Source organism: Sodalis sp. dw_96 (assembly GCF_018449575.1).
Taxonomy (GTDB): domain Bacteria; phylum Pseudomonadota; class Gammaproteobacteria; order Enterobacterales; family Enterobacteriaceae; genus Acerihabitans.
On the sequence record NZ_JAAVUT010000031.1, the window covers coordinates 1 to 19,784 of the forward strand.

At 56.5% G+C, this 19,784-nt stretch carries 16 protein-coding genes; 13 read left to right on the forward strand and 3 right to left on the reverse strand.

Features of this window, described 5'->3' with window-relative positions; translation table 11 throughout:
• Positions 1-12: 12 nt before the first annotated feature.
• Both yaaA and HB631_RS25420 read right to left on the reverse strand, forming a co-directional pair.
• On the reverse strand, positions 13-816 hold the full coding sequence (gene yaaA / locus HB631_RS25415) for a peroxide stress protein YaaA (RefSeq protein ID WP_213993975.1): 804 nt from the start codon (positions 814-816) through the stop codon (positions 13-15).
• A gap of 24 nt (positions 817-840) precedes the next feature.
• Positions 841-2,277: a sodium:alanine symporter family protein gene (locus tag HB631_RS25420; protein ID WP_213994001.1), complete on the reverse strand. Its 1,437-nt coding sequence runs from the start codon at positions 2,275-2,277 to the stop codon at positions 841-843.
• Positions 2,278-2,420: 143 nt separating this feature from the next.
• On the opposite strand from HB631_RS25420, the gene tal reads away from it, so the two are divergent.
• From tal to nhaA, 6 genes are all read left to right on the forward strand, one after another.
• The gene (gene tal, locus HB631_RS25425) at positions 2,421-3,374 is read left to right on the forward strand and encodes a transaldolase (protein ID WP_213993976.1); all 954 of its coding nucleotides are present in this window, start codon (positions 2,421-2,423) and stop codon (positions 3,372-3,374) included.
• Between the two features lie 108 nt (positions 3,375-3,482).
• Positions 3,483-4,073, forward strand: a complete 591-nt coding sequence (gene mog / locus HB631_RS25430; protein ID WP_213993977.1) for a molybdopterin adenylyltransferase — start codon at positions 3,483-3,485, stop codon at positions 4,071-4,073.
• Positions 4,074-4,250: 177 nt separating this feature from the next.
• Positions 4,251-5,561, forward strand: a complete 1,311-nt coding sequence (locus HB631_RS25435) for an MFS transporter (RefSeq protein WP_213993978.1) — start codon at positions 4,251-4,253, stop codon at positions 5,559-5,561.
• 354 nt (positions 5,562-5,915) lie between these two features.
• A complete protein-coding gene (dnaK, locus tag HB631_RS25440) occupies positions 5,916-7,850 on the forward strand; it encodes a molecular chaperone DnaK (RefSeq protein ID WP_213993979.1) in 1,935 nt (644 codons plus the stop codon).
• 109 nt (positions 7,851-7,959) lie between these two features.
• Entirely contained in the window at positions 7,960-9,087 is a 1,128-nt protein-coding gene (dnaJ, locus tag HB631_RS25445) for a molecular chaperone DnaJ (RefSeq protein ID WP_213993980.1), read from the forward strand.
• Between the two features lie 295 nt (positions 9,088-9,382).
• Positions 9,383-10,567 (forward strand): Na+/H+ antiporter NhaA, encoded by a 1,185-nt coding sequence (nhaA, locus tag HB631_RS25450; RefSeq protein ID WP_213993981.1) that lies wholly within the window; start codon positions 9,383-9,385, stop codon positions 10,565-10,567.
• A 161-nt stretch (positions 10,568-10,728) separates the two neighbouring features.
• Here the strand turns inward: nhaA and rpsT are convergent, their stop codons facing one another.
• Positions 10,729-10,992: a 30S ribosomal protein S20 gene (gene rpsT, locus HB631_RS25455; RefSeq protein ID WP_203523918.1), complete on the reverse strand. Its 264-nt coding sequence runs from the start codon at positions 10,990-10,992 to the stop codon at positions 10,729-10,731.
• Between the two features lie 400 nt (positions 10,993-11,392).
• Between rpsT and ribF the strand changes: the two genes are divergently transcribed.
• The 7 genes from ribF to carA all read left to right on the forward strand — a co-directional run bounded on the left by ribF (position 11,393) and on the right by carA (position 19,778).
• A complete protein-coding gene (ribF, locus tag HB631_RS25460; protein WP_213993982.1) occupies positions 11,393-12,331 on the forward strand; it encodes a bifunctional riboflavin kinase/FAD synthetase in 939 nt (312 codons plus the stop codon).
• Between the two features lie 33 nt (positions 12,332-12,364).
• Positions 12,365-15,181 carry an isoleucine--tRNA ligase gene (gene ileS / locus HB631_RS25465; protein ID WP_213993983.1) on the forward strand — a complete coding sequence of 939 codons (2,817 nt, stop codon included), beginning with the start codon at positions 12,365-12,367 and terminating at the stop codon, positions 15,179-15,181.
• Positions 15,181-15,687, forward strand: coding sequence for a signal peptidase II (gene lspA / locus HB631_RS25470; RefSeq protein WP_213993984.1), 507 nt, complete (start codon positions 15,181-15,183; stop codon positions 15,685-15,687). The genes ileS and lspA overlap by 1 nt, the downstream gene beginning before the upstream one ends.
• A gap of 5 nt (positions 15,688-15,692) precedes the next feature.
• On the forward strand, positions 15,693-16,163 hold the full coding sequence (fkpB, locus tag HB631_RS25475; protein WP_213993985.1) for an FKBP-type peptidyl-prolyl cis-trans isomerase: 471 nt from the start codon (positions 15,693-15,695) through the stop codon (positions 16,161-16,163).
• Positions 16,144-17,094 carry a 4-hydroxy-3-methylbut-2-enyl diphosphate reductase gene (gene ispH / locus HB631_RS25480; RefSeq protein WP_213993986.1) on the forward strand — a complete coding sequence of 317 codons (951 nt, stop codon included), beginning with the start codon at positions 16,144-16,146 and terminating at the stop codon, positions 17,092-17,094. The genes fkpB and ispH overlap by 20 nt, the downstream gene beginning before the upstream one ends.
• Positions 17,095-17,342: 248 nt before the next feature.
• Entirely contained in the window at positions 17,343-18,164 is an 822-nt protein-coding gene (gene dapB / locus HB631_RS25485) for a 4-hydroxy-tetrahydrodipicolinate reductase (RefSeq protein ID WP_213993987.1), read from the forward strand.
• A gap of 465 nt (positions 18,165-18,629) precedes the next feature.
• Positions 18,630-19,778: a glutamine-hydrolyzing carbamoyl-phosphate synthase small subunit gene (gene carA, locus HB631_RS25490; RefSeq protein WP_213993988.1), complete on the forward strand. Its 1,149-nt coding sequence runs from the start codon at positions 18,630-18,632 to the stop codon at positions 19,776-19,778.
• The last annotated feature ends 6 nt before the right edge of the window (positions 19,779-19,784 follow it).

Here is a 19,784-nt window from a genome sequence, read left to right on the forward strand (position 1 = left end):
CTCGTTTCACGATCAATGATCGCGGGTTTGGTCGCTCAGGGTTTGGCGTTCCGGCCGTTTGAAGATCATTTCCCTTTCGCCGGATTGCGCGGCGTCATATTCATAGCCGCCGTCATTAAATTCGGCGAGCTGTTCGGGACGGGACAGCCGCCGGGTGATGATAAAGCGGCTCATCATGCCGCGGGCTTTTTTGGCGTTGAAGCTGATGACTTTGTATTTGCCGTTCTTCTGGTCAAGGAACACCGGCTTGATGATACGTCCCGCCAGTTTTTTGCCATTGACCGCTTTAAAGTACTCTTCCGATGCCAGATTTATCAGCACGTCGTCTTTCTGTTCCTCCAGGGCTTCGTGTAATTTCCCGGTGAGCGTATCGCCCCAGAACTGATACAAATCGGCCCCCAGCGGATTGGCCAACTTGATGCTCATCTCCAAGCGGTACGGCTGCATCAGATCCAGCGGACGTAATATGCCGTACAGCCCGGACAGGATGCGCAGATGAGTCTGGGCGAAATCAAAGTCCTGTTCGTCGAAGGTTTCCGCCCTCAGGCCGGTATAGACGTCGCCTTTGAAAGCTAAAACCGCCTGGCGGGCATTGTCGGGGGTGAAATCCGCCTGCCATGACTGGAAGCGCGCCGCATTAAGACTGGCCAGTTTGTCGCTGATGCCCATAAGCGCGGACAACTGCGCCGGCGTTAACTTCCGGCAGATCGCCATGAGCTGTTTTGATCTTTCCAGCAGCGCCGGCCGGCTGTGGCGCCGGGTAGCCAACGGGCTATGGTAATCCAGCGTTTTGGCTGGAGAGATAACGATAAGCATGTTTTCTCGGTCCTGTGTCTTGGCTTATTTATGCGCTGTCGGCCGATCCCAGATTCCCGGTGATAGCTGGTCGGCGATAGCGGGGAAATTGGCGGCGTAAAACGTCGGTAATTTACCGATATTGCGCTGGCTATTGTAATCACGCGCCAGCATTAACGCGATACGCGACAGCAGCAGGAGCGCGATAAGATTGGTAAGGGTCATTAACCCCATCGCCATATCCGCCAGCCGCCACAAGACCGGCATCTCAGCCAGGCAGCCGAACATCACCATCCCCAGCGTCAGCAAACGGAACAGCCATATCAACCGCCGGGGGCAGTGGCGAAAGAATCGCAGGCTGCTTTCCGCGTAGGCGTAATTGCCGATGATGGAGGTGAAAGCAAAAATAAAGATAATCACCGCCATAAACAGCGTGCTCCAGGCGCCGCCGACCGAGGCGATGGATTGCTGGATCAAGGCGAAGCCCTGCTGTGGCGGCACGGCCTGGTTCAACGCCCCGGAGGTCAGGATGATGGCCGCGGTGGCGCTGCATATCACAATGGTATCGAGGAAAACCGCCAGCATTTGAATATAACCCTGGGAGGCGGGATGAGGCGGCCAGGGAGTGGCGGCGGCGGCGATATTGGGCGCCGAACCCATGCCGGCCTCGTTGGAGAACAGCCCCCGTTGCACTCCCAGGAAAATCGCCTGGGAAACGCCATAGCCGGCGACCCCGGCCGCGGCCTGCCGCAGTCCGAACGCGCTGTTGAAAACCAGTTCGGCCACCTCGGACAGTCTTTGGGTATGCTCGGCCACTACCCAGCCCGCGAGCATAACGTAGAGCAGCGCCATGGCCGGTACGATCCATTGCGACAGGCGGGCAATGATCCTCACCCCGCCGAAGATGGCCAGGGCGGTCAGCAGCACCAGCCCCAGACCGATTTGGTAATGTTCAAAGCCGAACGCGCCCTGCATTGATTGCGCAATCGCGCCGGCCTGCACCGCGTTGAACACGCCGCCGTAGCCCACCAGCAAAAAGCAGGAGAACAATATCCCCATCCAGCGCAGGCCCAGGCCCTTTTCCATATACCAGGCCGGCCCGCCGCGAAAATTACCCTGGGCGTCACGCACTTTATAAAGCTGCGCCAGCGTGCTTTCCACGAAGGCGGTGGCCATGCCGATAAATGCCGCCAGCCACATCCAGACGATGGCGCCCGGACCGCCCGCCACCAGCGCCAGGACCACGCCGGTGAGATTACCGCAGCCGATACGCGCCGCCAGGGTGGTGCATAAGGCTTGGAAGGGAGAGATACCGGCACTGTCGGCCTGGTTTGATCCCTTCAAGATGGAAAAAATATGAAAAAAATGCCGGAACTGGATGAAACCGGAGCGCAATGTGAACCAAAGGCCGGAGCCTATCAGCAGATAAATCAGTACTGAATTCCAGATAAGGTCATTGATGAAATTAAATAACTCGGCCATTTCTGCCTCTTCTTCCTTGATAAACGGCGACGGCGGATAAACCACCGGCGTGAGCCTTGCGCCGGTCCCCACGCGTGGTATCATCGAAAAAGGCCGTGCATCGCCACCTTATAAGTACCACCCTCACAATGAGATATCCCAACATGACAGATAAACTAAGTGCCCTACGCAAGATGACCTCCGTTGTCGCCGATACGGGTGATATCACAGCCATCAAACTGTACCAGCCACAGGATGCAACCACCAACCCCTCATTGATTCTTAATGCGGCGCAAATCCCTGAATATCGCCGTTACATCGATCAGGCCGTCACCTGGGCCCGCGATCAGAGCAGCGATCCGGCCGAGCAGATTAAATATGCCACCGACAAGCTGGCGGTGAATATCGGCGTTGAAATTCTGAAACTGGTTCCGGGCCGGGTCTCCACGGAAGTGGATGCCCGTCTTTCTTACGATACCGAAGCCAGCGTCGTCAAAGCCAAACGGCTGATTAAGCTTTATAACGATGCCGGTATCGGCAACGATCGCATCCTGATTAAACTGGCTTCCACCTGGCAGGGTATCCGCGCGGCGGAACAGTTGGAAAAGGCCGGCATCAATTGCAATCTGACGCTGTTGTTTTCCTTTGCCCAGGCCCGCGCCTGCGCCGAGGCGGGGGCCTTTCTTATTTCGCCGTTCGTCGGCCGTATTCTCGACTGGCACAAAGCCAACGGCAGCCAAAAAGAATTTACTCCCCAACAGGATCCCGGCGTCGTGTCGGTCACGGAAATTTACCGTTACTACAAAGAACATGGCTATGAAACCGTGGTCATGGGCGCCAGTTTCCGCAACATCGGCGAAATTATCGAACTGGCCGGCTGCGACCGCCTGACCATCGCGCCGCCGTTGCTGAAAGAACTGGCCGAGAGCGATGGCCCGCTGGAGCGTAAACTATCCTATACGGGAAATATAAAGGCGCGTCCCGCAAAAATGACCGAAGCCGAATTCCTGTGGCAACATAACCATGATCCGATGGCGGTGGATAAGCTGGCGGACGGCATCCGCAAGTTTGCCGCCGATCAGGAAAAGTTGGAAACGCTGGTGAAAGAACTGCTGTAAACCGCAACAACAGCCACTACGGCCCGCTCTGCGGGCCATGTTTTGTCGGCTGGCCTTTAACCGGCAACTTGATATCATAAGCAAAATATTCGCAGCAGGATGATATCCATGAATACATGCCGCATAGGGCTGGTTTCCATCTCCGATCGCGCCGCCAAAGGTGTTTATCAGGATCAGGGTATCCCCGCGCTGGCCGCCTGGCTCACCGGGGCACTTGTGACGCCGTTCAAGCTGGAAACCCGTCTGGTACCCGATGAGCAGCTGCTGATTGAACAAACCCTCTGCGAGCTGGTGGATGAAATGGGCTGCCATCTGGTGTTGACCACCGGCGGTACCGGCCCCGCCCGCCGCGATGTGACCCCTGATGCGACGCTGGCGGTGGCGGATCGCGAAATGCCCGGCTTCGGCGAGCAGATGCGGCAAATCAGCCTGCATTTTGTGCCCACCGCCATTTTGTCCCGGCAGACCGCGGTCATCCGCAAGCAAGCCCTGATCCTTAATTTGCCCGGCCAGCCCCGCTCGATAAAAGAGACCTTGGAAGGAGTGAGGGATGAACAGGGCCAGGTGCTGGTGGCCGGCATTTTTGCCAGCGTCCCCTATTGCATCCAACTGCTGGAAGGCCCCTATGTGGACACCGACCCGGCCGTTGTATCCGCCTTCCGCCCCAAGAGCGCCCGGCTTCCGCCGACAGATGAGTGAAGACAGATGCGGGACGACAGGCCATTCAATCAACACAACACAGGCGTTGTCCCATTCACTAGTTATTGCACCGCCGGCCCTTTGCACGGGGGTGAAAAGGGTTTCCAGTGAGTATAAATATCTTTACAATGAACGTTATATTTTTTTCTTATCTCACCTGGCGTTAAACAAAAAATTATGCATGGCGATCCGCAGCGTCGTTTAAACCCGCAAGATTATAAAACCCTGTCCTTGGCCGCCTTGGGGGGCGCCCTTGAGTTTTATGATTTCATCATTTTTGTGTTTTTCGCCGGCGTGATGGGCAAGCTGTTTTTCCCGGCGGATTTGCCGGAATGGCTAAGACAAATGCAAACCTTCGGCATCTTTGCCGCCGGTTACCTGGCCAGGCCGCTTGGGGGCATCGTTATGGCGCATTTCGGCGATAAGGTCGGCCGCAAAAAGATGTTCAGTCTGTCGATATTGCTGATGGCGTTGCCGACCCTGCTGATGGGTATGTTGCCCACCTATGCTTCACTGGGGCTCGCCGCGCCGCTGTTGCTGTTGCTGTTGCGCATCCTGCAAGGGGCCGCCATTGGCGGCGAGGTCCCCGGCGCCTGGGTATTTGTGGCCGAACATGTGCCCCGCCGGCGTATCGGTTTCGCCTGCGGCACCTTAACCGCCGGGCTTACGGTGGGCATATTGCTCGGTTCGTTTGTCGCCACCTTGCTGAACGCCTTTATTTCTCCGTCGGGCATCGCTCAGTGGGGCTGGCGTATTCCCTTTTTCCTCGGCGGCGTCTTCGGGTTGGTGGCCATGTATCTGCGGCGCTGGCTGAGGGAAACGCCGGTGTTTATGGAAATGCAGAGCCGGCAAATGCTGGCGAAAGAGCTGCCGTTAAAATCAGTGGTCCTCAATCACCAAAAGGCGGTAATCCTTTCCATGCTGCTGACCTGGCTGTTGTCCGCCGGGATTGTGGTGGTTATCCTGATGGCCCCCCTGTGGTTGCAACAGCAGGCGGGGGTGCCCGCGGCCCTGGCGCTGGAAGCCAATTGCCTGGCCACCATTGCCCTGGCGGCGGGATGTGTGGTCACCGGCACGGTTATCGATGCTCTGGGTGCGGGTAAAACCTTTATCATCGGCTGTCTCATGCTGGCCGTATTCAGCTGGCTGTTTTACCACACCGGCGGCGGCCATCCGCTGCAATTATTCATCACCTATGGGTTGGCGGGGTTCAGCGTCGGCGTGGTGGGCGGAGTGCCTTACGTGATGGTGCATGCGTTTCCCCCCGCGGTGCGTTTCAGCGGAATTTCCTTCTCCTATAATATCGCTTACGCCGTTTTCGGCGGCTTAACGCCGATATTCGTCACCCTGCTGATGCGCATCACCCCCATGGCCCCGGCCTGGTATGTGTTGGGTCTGGCACTGATGGGCGTTGCGCTCGGGATATTCCTGCCGGCGGATTTACGCCGCCGATTCCCTGTGGGCGATGAGATTAGCTCCGTCGCCTGACTTGCCGGGAGACCTTCACGGGGCCGGGAGCTGTTTTCTTGCGACGGCGCACTCTTTATCTCGCCTGATCTCATTCAAGACTGATTTTCCTCGGAAAATATAAAATCCATATTATTCATAGTGATATTGTTATTTGGCTGCTTGCGACAATAATATGGCGGATCTAAGAGACGGGAAAAACAGCTTTTTTTTTACCCTTACCCCTTGATGCGGGGCGTAGTGGCCCCATCTTATTTGCAACCAACGTTGTTTAACCTGCAAACAAATAGCAGTCGGTAACTTGAAAACAGCTTATCCGGCCATATATCAGGTTTACGACCACAATGAATATGACTTTTTAGTGGAGATGTTTAGATGGGTAAAATTATTGGTATCGACTTGGGTACGACCAACTCTTGTATCGCAATCATTGAAGGCTCCAAACCTCGGGTGCTGGAAAACAGCGAAGGCGATCGTACTACCCCTTCCATTATTGCTTACACGCAGGACGGTGAAATTCTGGTTGGCCAACCAGCTAAACGTCAGTCCGTAACGAATCCAAAAAATACACTGTTCGCCATCAAGCGTTTGATCGGCCGCCGTTACGAAGACGAAGAAGTACAGCGTGACAAGAATATCATGCCGTACAGCATCGTCGCTTCCGACAATGGCGACGCCTGGCTGGACGTGAAAGGCCAGAAAATGGCCCCGCCGCAGATTTCCGCTGAAATCTTGAAAAAAATGAAAAAAACCGCGGAAGATTATCTTGGCGAACCGGTTACCGAAGCGGTTATCACCGTGCCGGCTTATTTTAACGATACCCAGCGTCAGGCCACCAAGGATGCGGGGCGTATCGCCGGTCTCGACGTTAAACGTATCATTAACGAACCCACCGCCGCGGCGCTGGCCTACGGTCTGGATAAAGAAGTCGGCAACCGCACCATCGCGGTGTATGACCTGGGCGGCGGTACGTTCGATATTTCCATTATCGAAATCGACGACGTGGACAACGAAAAAACCTTTGAAGTGCTGTCCACCAACGGCGACACCCATCTGGGTGGGGAAGACTTCGACAGCCGCCTGATCAATTATCTGGTTGATGAATTCAAGAAAGACCAGGGCATCGATTTGCGCCATGACCCGCTGGCAATGCAGCGTTTGAAAGAGTCCGCGGAAAAGGCCAAGATCGAGCTCTCTTCAGCTCAGCAGACCGACGTCAACCTGCCGTATATCACGGCGGATGCCACCGGTCCGAAACACATGAATATCAAGGTGACCCGCGCCAAGCTGGAATCCCTGGTGGAAGACCTGATTAAGCGCACCATGGATCCGCTGAAGATGGCCCTGAAGGATGCCGGGCTGTCGGTGAGCGATATCAAAGACGTTATTCTGGTGGGCGGTCAGACTCGTATGCCGCTGGTGCAGAAGACCGTTACCGATTTCTTCGGTAAAGAACCGCGCAAAGATGTCAACCCCGATGAAGCGGTGGCTATCGGCGCCGCGGTACAGGGCGGGGTATTGGCCGGTGATGTGAAAGACGTGTTGTTGCTGGACGTGACGCCTTTGTCCCTGGGTATCGAGACCATGGGCGGCGTGATGACGGCGCTTATCGCCAAGAACACCACCATCCCCACCAAGCACAGCCAGGTGTTCTCCACCGCGGAAGACAACCAGTCCGCCGTGACCATCCATGTGCTGCAAGGGGAACGTAAACGTGCCGCGGATAACAAGTCCCTGGGACAGTTTAATTTGGACGGCATCTCTGCGGCCATGCGCGGCATGCCGCAAATCGAAGTGACCTTCGATATCGATGCCGACGGTATCCTGCACGTGTCCGCTAAAGACAAGAACAGCGGCCGCGAACAGAAGATCACCATCAAAGCCTCTTCCGGCCTGAACGAGGAAGAAATCCAGAAGATGGTGCGGGAAGCTGAGGCCAATGCGGAATCGGACCGTAAGTTCGAAGAACTGGTTCAGACCCGCAACCAGGCCGACCATCTGCTGCACAGCACGCGTAAGCAGTTGGAAGAAGCGGGCGATAAGCTGCCGGCGGATGACAAGACTTCCATCGAGACCGCGCTGAGCGGCCTGGATACCGCGCTGAAAGGCGAAGACAAGGCGGAAATCGAAGCCAAGATGCAGGCGCTGATCCAGGTATCCGGCAAATTGCTGGAAGTGGCTCAGCAGCAGGCGGCACAGGCCGGCGCGGGAGCTGCGGGCGCAGGTGCAACTAATGCCGGCGCCGATGGGGCCAAGAAAGACGATGATGTCGTCGATGCCGAGTTTGAAGAAGTTAAAGATAAAAAATAATCGCCCTTGATCGGGCACAGCGGCGATGGCTGATATCGTGGCTGGCAACAGGCACGGGCGTTGGGGTAACCTTGCGCCCGTGTAAGCATGTTGAGGGCAGGAAGAGACAATGGCGAAGTCAGACTATTACGAGATTTTAGGCGTCTCCAGAGAAGGGGATGAGCGTGAAATCAAAAAGGCCTATAAACGCCTGGCAATGAAATTCCACCCGGATCGTAACCCAGGGAATGCAGAAGCCGAAGCAAAGTTCAAAGAAATCAAAGAAGCATATGAAATCCTGAATGACCCGCAAAAACGCGCGGCCTACGATCAATACGGCCATGCCGCTTTCGAACAAGGGGGCATGGGCGGCGGCAGCGGTGCCGGCGGAGCGGATTTCACCGATATATTCGGCGATGTGTTCGGCGATATTTTTGGCGGCGGTCGCCGCCAGCGCGCCAGCCGCGGTTCGGATCTCCGCTACAATATGGAGCTGACGCTGGAAGAGGCGGTGCGCGGCGTCACCAAGGAAATCCGTATCCCCGCCCTGGAAGAGTGCGACGTTTGCCACGGCAGCGGCGCCAAGCCGGGCACCTCTCCCATCACCTGTCCCACCTGTCATGGCGCCGGGCAGGTGCAGATGCGTCAGGGCTTTTTCGCGGTGCAGCAAGCCTGTCCCACTTGTCAGGGACGCGGCAAGATTATCAAGGATCCCTGTCATAAATGCCACGGACACGGCCGGCTAGAGAAGGCCAAAACCCTGTCGGTTAAAATACCGGCCGGGGTGGATACCGGCGATCGCATCCGTCTGGCGGGGGAAGGGGAAGCCGGGGACCATGGCGCGCCGGCCGGGGATCTGTACGTTCAGGTCCAGGTTCGCCAGCATCCTATTTTCGAACGTGAAGATAATAATCTGTTTTGTGAAGTCCCGATCAATTTCGCCATGGCGGCATTGGGCGGCGAAATCGAAGTGCCGACCCTGGACGGCCGGGTAAAACTGAAGGTGCCGGCGGAAACGCAAACCGGCAAACTGTTCAGGATGCGCGGCAAAGGGGTTAAATCGGTACGCGGCGGCGCTCAGGGCGATCTGCTGTGCCGGGTCGTGGTGGAAACGCCGGTTAAACTCAACGACAAACAGAAACAGTTATTGAACGAACTGGAAGAGAGTTTCGGCGGCCCCAGCGGTGCGCAAAACAGTCCGCGCTCCAAAAGCTTTCTCGATGGCGTGAAGAAATTTTTTGACGACTTGACGCGTTAAATCTCCTTGAGGGTCCGCTCGCTGCCCGTGGCGACGGCCTCACGGTTGCTTTTTCCCCGAAGCCTTGCTGATGGCCCCGGGTGTTGCAGAAAGCCCCTGGTCTTGCTAACGGCCCTGGTCTTTTTAAGGGATAGTTAACGGCAATGCTGTCCAGGGGCGGTTATTTTTCGATCGCGGCGGCTTTGATTTTGCGACGCGGTCCGCGCAAGCTCCCGGTTATCACTACCTTTTCTTTACCCATCGCCTTATTTTCCGCACAATAAAGCTTCTTCAGCAAACTCAGAGGAAAGGGATTTTGACTGCTTTTATTCGCCGCTGGCTGACCCACGAGGCCTCAAGCGGTGTATTACTTATTGTGGCCGCGCTGGCGGCGTTAATCATGGCCAATTCCCCGGCACGGCTGACCTATGATGCCGCTTTGTATTTCCCCCAGGCCGGCGCGCACGGCGCTTCCTTGAACCTGCTTGCGTTTATCAATGACGGTTTGATGGCGCTGTTTTTTTTGCTCATCGGCCTGGAGGTGAAACGCGAGCTTCTTCAGGGGGCGCTGGCCAGCCGTGCCCAGGCGGCTTTCCCCGCCATCGCGGCGCTGGGGGGCATGATAGCGCCGGCCATCCTCTTTATGTTGGTGAACAGGTCCGCACCGGCCAATCACGCCGGCTGGGCTATTCCGACGGCGACGGATATCGCGTTTGCGGTGGGCGTGCTGGCGCTGCTGGGAAAACGGGTGCCCGCCAGTCTGAAAGCCTTTCTACTGGCGCTGGCCATCATTGACGATTTGGGCGCCATCATCATCATCGCCCTGTTCTATAACCACAATCTTTCCCTGGCTGCGCTGGCGGGCGCGGGTGTGATGATAGCGATAATGCTGCTGATGAATCGTAGAAATATCAGCCATCCCGGCCTTTATCTGCTGGCCGGCGTGGCGCTGTGGGGATGCGTTCTGCTCTCCGGCATCCATGCCACCCTGGCCGGGGTGATCGCCGGCGGCCTGATACCGCTGAGCCTGCCGGGGCGGGCCTATTCCCCCGCCCTGGTGCTGGAGCATAGATTGCAGCCCTGGGTCATTTATTTGATCCTGCCGCTGTTCGCGTTTGCCAATGCCGGGGTCTCTTTGCAGGGCTTGAAGCCCGCCAGTCTGCTTTCGCTGCTGCCGGCCGGCATCGCCGCCGGACTCATCCTGGGTAAGCCGGTGGGGATAATGATTTTTTGCTATCTGTCCGTCAGGCTGCGCATGGCGCGTTTGCCGGATGGCGTGATCATGGGGCAGATTGCCGCCGCTGCGGTGCTGTGCGGTATCGGTTTCACCATGTCGATTTTTATTGCCGGCCTGGCATTCGGTACCGGCGCGGGCAATGAACAGTTGACCCTGGCCAAGCTGGGTATCCTGTCAGGTTCGGCAATATCGGCAATCGCCGGATATCTGGTGCTGCGAAGAGTTTTACCCGTGTCGGCGGTTTTAGTCCGGGGAGATGAGTGATGCTATCCGTGCGAGAACGTTTTCTGGATTATGGCCGGGCGGGTCGCGGCAGGGCATCATAGTCGCGAACGCCCATTTGGGGCGGGGCGTGATGAGATCGGACGCATAAAAAAACCGCCGTAAGGCGGTTTTTTTAACAAATACCAACGGGGTTGCAGTGGTTACTGCATAGCGTTGATACGCGCGGTCAGATTAGATTTATGACGCGCCGCTTTGTTCTTGTGGATCAAACCTTTACTGGCCTGACGGTCCACAAGGGGCTGCATAACAGAAAATGCACTCTGCGCAGCTTCTTTATCACCTGAATCGATAGCCGCGTATACCTTCTTAACAAAGGTACGCATCATGGAGCGACGGCTTGCATTGTGCTGACGACGCTTCTCAGACTGTACGGCGCGTTTCTTAGCTGATTTGATATTAGCCAAGGTCCAACTCCCAAACGTGTTCTATGAGACAATTCAAAGGCCGAGGAATATGCCCTTTCAGCCTTCTTTTGTCAATGGATTTGTGCAAATAAGCGCCGCTCAATAACGCAACGCCTGTTACAATGTGATGGCGCAGGATTCTACCAGTTTCAGCCCAAGGAATACAGTGTTTGCAGTGAAAAAAGCGATTATCGCTAATAAAGAAATGATTTCGCCCCCCGGTCCCCCGGCCACGGGGAGCGGAAAACTCCGCGCCGGGCAGAATAACCTGCGAAAAAAACCGGACCGGGCAATATAAGCATGGTTTTCTCCGCTGTTACGGGCAAAGATTGGATTCGCGGGTTAACCTTAGGCTCCGTACAAGGTATAATCCGCCGATTTCCATTGTCTTGAGCCTGCTATGAAGCTTATTCGCGGCATACATAATCTTCAGGCGCGTCACCCCGGGTGCGTGCTCACCATCGGCAATTTTGACGGTTTTCATCGCGGGCATCAGGCGTTGATCGCGCAATTGCAGTCCGAGGGCCGAAAAAGAGGCCTGCCGGTGATGGTGATGATCTTCGAACCCCAGCCGCAAGAACATTTTGCCGGCCGGGACGCTCCGGCGCGGCTGACTCGTCTGCGGGATAAAGTGAAGTACCTGGCCCAGGCCGGGGTGGACATAGTACTCTGTGTGAAGTTTGATCAGCGTTTTGCCGCCATGGACGCCCGGACATTTGTTTCCCGGCTGCTGGTGGAAAAACTCGGCGTCAGGCTGCTTTGCGTGGGGGATGATTTTCGTTTCGGCGCCTGCCGCGAGGGTGATTATGCCTTTTTACAGCAGGCGGGCGCCGAGGCGGGTTTTGATGTCATGAGCACCGCCACTTACACTGAGGGCGGTTTGCGCATCAGCAGCACGGCGGTGCGGGAAGCGCTGAACGGCGATGAACTGGCCGTGGCCGAAATGCTGCTGGGCCATCCCTATCGTATCTCCGGCCGGGTGGAGCATGGCGACGAGCTGGGCCGCACCCTGGGATTCCCCACCGCGAATGTTTCGCTGAAAAAGCGCCCGGCGCCCATCAACGGCGTTTATGCGGTTGAGGTCTCTGGGCTGTCGGCCACGCCGTTGCCCGGCGTGGCCAATATCGGCACCAGGCCGACGGTGGCCGGGTTGGTGCCGCGGCTGGAAGTCCATTTACTGGATGTGGCGATGGACCTGTACGGCCGTCATATAGAAGTGGTGTTTCGTGCTAAATTGCGTAAGGAACAACGGTTTGCCTCCCTTGATGAGTTGAAGCGGCAAATCCAGAATGATGTGGTGACCGGCCGGACGTTTTTTGCACTGACGGCACCCTTTTAAAACTCTCAAACCGAAAACGGAATCGAGAATCGAATGAGTGATTACAAAAATACCCTGAATTTGCCGGACACAGGGTTCCCGATGCGCGGCGATCTGGCCAAGCGCGAGCCTGGCATGCTGCAACGTTGGTATGAACAGGACCTGTACGGGATTATTCGTCATGCCAAAAAAGGGAAAAAAAGCTTTATTCTGCATGACGGCCCTCCTTATGCGAACGGCAATATTCATATCGGTCATTCGGTTAATAAGATTCTTAAAGACATTATCATCAAGTCCAAGGGGCTGATGGGCTATGACTCACCTTATGTGCCCGGCTGGGATTGTCACGGCCTGCCTATTGAATTGAAGGTTGAACAGCTGATCGGCAAACCGGGGGAAAAGGTCAGCGCCGCCGAGTTCCGCGCCGCCTGCCGTAAATATGCCGCCGAACAGGTTGCCGGCCAGAAAAAGGATTTTATCCGTCTCGGCGTGCTGGGTGACTGGGAGCATCCCTACCTGACGATGAATTTCGGCACCGAAGCCAATATTATCCGCGCCCTTGGCAAGATCATCGAAAACGGCCATTTGCAGAAAGGGGCCAAGCCGGTGCATTGGTGCATCGACTGCCGTTCCGCCCTGGCGGAAGCCGAGGTGGAATATTACGACCGGACTTCCCCGTCCATCGACGTGGCGTTCCCGGCGGTGGATGCCGCCGCCGTGGCGGCGAAATTCGGCGTCTCCTCCTTCAGCGGGCCGCTGTCGCTGGTCATCTGGACCACCACACCCTGGACCCTGCCGGCCGACCGGGGAATTTCCGTACACCCGGATTACGACTACCAGCTGGTGGCGGTGGGCGGGCAGAACTGGATCCTGGCCGCCTCCCTGGTGGAAAGCGTTATGGCGCGAGCCGGCGTCACGCACTGGACGGTTCTGGGCGGTTGTAAAGGCAGCGCGCTGGAACTGCTGCGCTTCCAGCATCCGTTCATGGGCTTCGACGTGCCGGTGATCCTGGGCCTGCACGTGACGCTGGAAGCCGGTACCGGCGCGGTGCATACCGCCCCCGGCCATGGTCCGGACGACTACGTCATCGGCCAGCAATACGGTCTGGAAGTCTCCAATCCGGTGGGTCCGGACGGTTGCTTCCTGCCCGGGACCTATCCCGGCCTGGACGGCCTGCAGGTTTTTAAAGCCAACGATGTGATCGTGCAACTGCTGCGCGACCGCGGCGCGCTGGTGCACGTGGAAAAACTGCTGCACAGCTACCCGCACTGCTGGCGCCACAAAACGCCGATTATCTTTCGCGCCACGCCGCAGTGGTTTATCAGCATGGATAAAAAGGGACTGCGCCAGCGTTCCCTGGAAGAGATCAAGGATGTGCAGTGGATCCCCACCTGGGGCCAGGCCCGCATCGAGAATATGGTGGCCAACCGCCCCGACTGGTGTATTTCCCGACAACGCACCTGGGGCGTGCCGATGTCGCTGTTCGTGCACAAAGATACCGAGGAGCTCCATCCCCGGACCCTGGAACTGATGGAAGAAGTGGCGAAACGGGTGGAACAGCAGGGTATCCAGGCCTGGTGGGATCTGGATCCGGCAGAACTGCTGGGGGCCGATGCGGCCAACTATGTCAAGGTGCCCGATACGCTGGATGTCTGGTTTGATTCGGGATCCACCCACTCGTCGGTGGTTGCGGTGCGGCCCGAATTCGCCGGCCACGAGCCGGACATGTACCTGGAAGGCTCCGATCAGCACCGAGGCTGGTTTATGTCGTCCCTGATGATCTCCACCGCCATGAAGGGGCGGGCGCCATACCGCCAGGTACTGACCCATGGTTTTACCGTCGACGGACAGGGACGCAAGATGTCCAAATCCATCGGTAACACCGTCAGTCCGCAGCAGGTGATGGACAAGCTGGGAGCGGATATCCTGCGCTTGTGGGTCGCCTCTACGGATTATACCGGCGAAATAGCGGTATCGGACGAAATCCTCAAGCGTTCCGCCGATTCCTATCGCCGTATTCGTAATACCGCGCGGTTTCTGCTGGCGAACCTGAACGGTTTCGATCCCGCGCTGCACAGCGTCAAACCGGAAAAGATGGTGGTGCTGGATCGCTGGGCAGTGGGGCGGGCGCAGGCGGCTCAGGCCGATATTATCGCCGCCTATGACAGTTACGACCTGCATAACGTGGTGCAGCGCATGATGCAGTTCTGCTCGGTGGAAATGGGCTCGTTCTACCTGGATATCATCAAGGATCGCCAGTACACCACCAAGGCGGACAGTATCGCCCGCCGCAGTTGCCAGACCGCGCTGTACCATATCGTTGAGGCGCTGGTGCGCTGGATGGCGCCGATTCTCTCCTTTACCGCCGATGAGATCTGGAGCTTTATGCCCGGTAAACGTTCACAGTACGTCTTTACCGAAGAGTGGTATGACGGTCTGTTCGGGCTGGACGAAGGTGAGACCATGAACGATGCTTACTGGGATCAGGTGCTGAAAGTGCGCGGCGAAGTGAATAAAGTGCTGGAACAGGCCCGCGCCGATAAGCGTATCGGCGGCTCCCTGGAAGCCAGCGTCACCCTGTATGCCGACGCATCCCTGGCGCAGACTCTGCGCGCTCTTGGTGATGAACTCTACTTCGCCCTGTTGACGTCCCGGGCGCAAGTGGCGGATTACAGCGCGGCGGGTGACGACGCCCAGCAGGCCGAGGGTCTGAAAGGATTGAAAATTGAACTGGTGAATGCCGAGGGCCAGAAATGTCCCCGCTGTTGGCATTTTGAGATGGATATCGGTGCAAACCCCGAACATCCGGAAATCTGCGGTCGCTGCGTCACTAACGTGGCGGGCGCCGGCGAAGAGCGTAAGTTTGTCTGATGAAAACATCCCTGACGTCAACCGGATTACGCTGGCTATGGCTGGCAGTGGTGGTACTGGTCATTGATCTCGGCACCAAACAGTGGATTATGACCCACTTTATGCTGCATGAAACCATGGCTGTCGTACCGTCTGTCAATATTTTCTATGCACAAAATTTCGGCGCGGCCTTCAGCTTCCTGGCGGATAAGGGCGGCTGGCAGCGTTGGCTATTTGCGCTGATTGCCCTGGTTATCGCTATTGCGCTGGTGTCTATGATGTACCGGTCGGATTATCGTCAACGGATGTCCAATTGCGCTTATGCCCTGATTATCGGCGGCGCCCTGGGAAACCTGTCCGATCGGCTGGTGCACGGGGTGGTCATTGACTTTATCGACGTCTACGTCAATGAGTGGCATTGGCCGACGTTCAACGTGGCGGATTCCGCAATTTGTATCGGTGCGGTATTGATCGTGTTGGAAGGGTTTTTACGCCCTTCCGACCGGGCCGCCAAGCAGAAAGGCTGAGTATCATGACCGAACAGGTGCAGTCCGACAGCGCGGTGCTGGTGCATTTTGATCTCAAGCTCGAGGACGGGACCCTGGCGGAATCCACTCGCAGGCAGAATAAACCGGCGCTGTTCCGCCTGGGGGACCAGAGCCTCTCGGCGGCATTGGAACAGGCCCTGCTGGGATTGCGGGTGGGGGATAAAAAATCCTTTTCCCTGGCCCCCGATGAGGCGTTCGGACCCTCGAATCCCGATTTGGTCCAATTCTTCTCGCCGCGGGATTTTGTGGATACCGGCGTGCCGGAAGAGGGCACCATCATGCTGTTTACCGCCATGAACGGCAATGAAATGCCCGGCGTGGTCCTGGCGGTGACGGACGAATCCGTCACGGTGGATTTTAATAATCCGCTGGCCGGCCGCCGGGTTTTTTTTGATATCGATGTTTTGGCTATCGATCCGCAGCAGGAGGATAAAAATGCGCATATTACTGGCTAACCCCCGCGGATTCTGCGCTGGTGTCGACCGGGCCATCAGCATTGTGGAACGGGCGCTGGAAATCTACGGCGCCCCCATCTATGTCCGCCACGAAGTGGTGCATAACCGTTATGTGGTGGATGCGCTGCGCGCCGGTGGAGCGATTTTTATTGAACAAATCGGCGAGGTTCCGGACGGTTCCATACTGATTTTCTCCGCCCACGGCGTGTCGCAGGCGGTGCGCAGCGAGGCGAAGAATCGGGATCTGACGGTATTCGACGCCACCTGCCCCTTGGTAACCAAGGTGCATATGGAGGTGGCGCGCGCCAGCCGCAAAGGCACGGAGGCGATTCTTATCGGCCACGCCGGGCATCCTGAGGTGGAAGGCACCATGGGGCAATACAGTAACCCGGCGGGCGGCATGTATCTGGTGGAGTCGCCGGCGGATGTCTGGAAGCTGCGGGTCAAGAATGAAGCCGACCTGACGTTCATGACCCAGACCACGCTTTCCGTGGACGATACCTCCGAGGTCATCGATGCCCTGCGCGAGCGCTTTCCCCGCATCGTCGGACCGCGCAAAGACGATATCTGCTATGCCACCACCAATCGCCAGGAAGCCGTACGGGATTTGGCGGCCGAGGCGGACGTCGTGCTGGTGGTGGGTTCTAAAAATTCCTCCAACTCCAACCGGCTGGCGGAGCTGGCTCAACGGGCGGGTAGACCGGCCTACCTGATTGATAGCGCCTCGGACATCCAGGAGAGCTGGCTGCGGGGCATGGCGGCGGTCGGGGTTACCGCCGGTGCTTCCGCACCGGATGTCCTGGTCAAGGCGGTGATTGAGCGATTACGGGCCCTGGGTGGCGTGGACGTGGAAGAGCGCCAGGGCCGGGAAGAGAATATCGTGTTTGAAGTGCCGAAAGAACTGCGGGTAAAAGTGCAGATAGTGGAGTAAGTCGACCGGACGCTTTGCAAATGGGCTAAATAAATAAACATTCGAGATTGTTGACAAAGTTCCCGCCTTATTGATTCCGAGTTTGATTGTAAGCAATCTCAAATGAATAAACATTCATTTGGTCCGTAGTCATTCCCGCTAATATCCCTCCTTTTCTATCGTATTATCCTTATCATGGGTTAAATAAACTGGCGGCGGCCGGCGCCTCCGGTTAACCTGATACTGATTTTTCACTTAGCAGAGAGAGCATGGATATGACACCAATCCGCATAGCCGTCGTCGGGGCGGGGGGCCGCATGGGCCGGCAATTGATCCAGGCGGTGCAACAATCTGAATCCGCTTGCCTGGGGGCGGCAATCGAGCGGGAGGGCTCGAGCCTGCTGGGTACCGATGCCGGCGAACTGGCGGGCTTGGGCCATATCGATGTCAGGGTCGGCCATAGCCTGAATGAAGTAAAAGACCGGTTTGACATACTGATTGATTTCACCCGCCCCGAAGGCACCCTGGAATACCTGGCTTTTTGTCAAACCCATGGCAAAGGCATGATTATCGGCACCACCGGCTTTGATGAGCGGCAAAAAGACCTGATTCAGAAGGCATCCCGAGATATTGCCATTGTTTTTGCCGCTAATTTCAGCGTCGGCGTGAATGTGATGCTTAAGTTGCTTGAAAAAACCGCCCGGGTGATGGGTGAGCATTGCGATATCGAAATTATCGAAGCTCATCATCGCCATAAAGTGGATGCGCCGTCCGGTACCGCCCTGGCCATGGGCGAAACCATCGCCACAGCGTTGGGACGCCAATTGAAGGATTGCGCCGTTTATAGCCGCGAGGGTTATACCGGTGAGCGTAAGCCGAATACCATCGGCTTCGCCGTCGTGCGCGCCGGGGATATTGTGGGAGAACATACGGCGATGTTTGCGGATATCGGCGAGCGTGTGGAGATAAGCCATAAGGCTTCCAGCCGCATGACCTTTGCAAATGGCGCTGTTCGGTCGGCAATATGGCTTAAAGGCAAAAAAGCAGGGCTTTATAATATGAATAATGTGCTGGATCTTGACAGTTTATAACAAGATAAAAAGCGTTTTCGCGGATTGTGAACATTCATCCTTATGTTTTTTATCTGATATTTAAAATAATTTTTTTAAGATTTAAAAACAAGGGCTAGTTCGTAAAATATCGTCTAAGCGGGTATAAAGAGAGATTTTTATAGTGATTTTTCACTGAATTCCGCGTTTTGCCCCTAATTGGCCTCGTTCAAGGATTGGCCCTCACTAAATTAACGCGTTTCAAGCAGGCAACCGATTACTTCTGCGCTATTACAGTGCTTTTTGACCGGTTCGCCCTGTTCAACCGGTGAAATAACGATTAATTAAACGAATTAGCGTTGCGGGGGTAGACAAGTGCTCCATGCATCTTTAAAATGCGCCCAATTTGCCAAAAATCCACCTTGAAGGTGTTTTTTGCATTGATTAAGATGGCTAAATCTGAATTAATATGCAAATACAATGACTGAATATTCCTTGGAGGGTGTTTTGATAAAGTCAGCGCTGTTGGTTCTGGAAGACGGAACCCAATTCCACGGTCGGGCCATCGGGGCAGAGGGTACGGCGGTGGGGGAAGTGGTCTTCAATACCTCGATGACCGGTTATCAAGAAATTCTCACCGATCCCTCCTATTCCCGCCAAATCGTTACTCTTACTTATCCCCATATCGGCAATGTCGGCACTAACGAAGAAGACGAAGAATCCTCCTTCATTCAGGCGCAGGGCCTGGTCATCCGGGACTTGCCGCTGATAGCGAGCAACTTTCGCAGCACAGGTTCACTGTCGGACTATCTTAAAAAAAATAATGTGGTGGGTATCGCCGATATCGATACGCGTAAACTGACCCGGCTGCTGCGGGAGAAAGGGGCGCAAAACGGCTGCATTATCGCCGGCGATGCTCCCGACGCCGAGCTGGCGCTGCAAAAGGCGCGGCAGTTCCCGGGCCTGAAGGGCATGGATCTGGCGAAGGAAGTCAGCACCGCCGAGCAATATCCCTGGACCCAGGGCAGCTGGCGACTTGAGGGCGGCCTGCCGGCACCGGTGCCCGCCGCCTCCTTGCCGTTCCATGTAGTGGCTTATGACTACGGCATCAAGCGCAATATCATGCGCCTGCTGGTGGATCGCGGCTGCCGTCTGACGGTGGTGCCGGCGCAGACCCCGGCGGCGGACGTCCTGGCAATGAACCCGGACGGCATCTTCCTGGCGAACGGCCCCGGCGACCCGGAGCCCTGTGATTATGCCATTGCCGCCATTAAAACCTTTCTTGAAACCGAGATACCGGTGTTTGGCATTTGCCTCGGACATCAGCTGTTGGCGCTGGCCAGCGGCGCCAAAACCCTGAAAATGAAATTCGGCCATCACGGCGGCAACCATCCGGTGAAGGATCTGGACGCCAATCGGGTGATGATAACCGCGCAAAACCATGGCTTCGCGGTGGATGAAACGTCGCTGCCGGCGACGCTGCGGGTCACCCATGTCTCGCTGTTCGACGGTTCGTTGCAGGGCATTTGCCGCACCGATAAGCCGGCGTTCAGCTTCCAGGGGCATCCGGAAGCCAGCCCCGGCCCCCATGACGCGGGTCCGCTGTTCGATCACTTTATAGAATTGATTAAGTCATATCGTTCTCAGGCAAAATAATCAGGA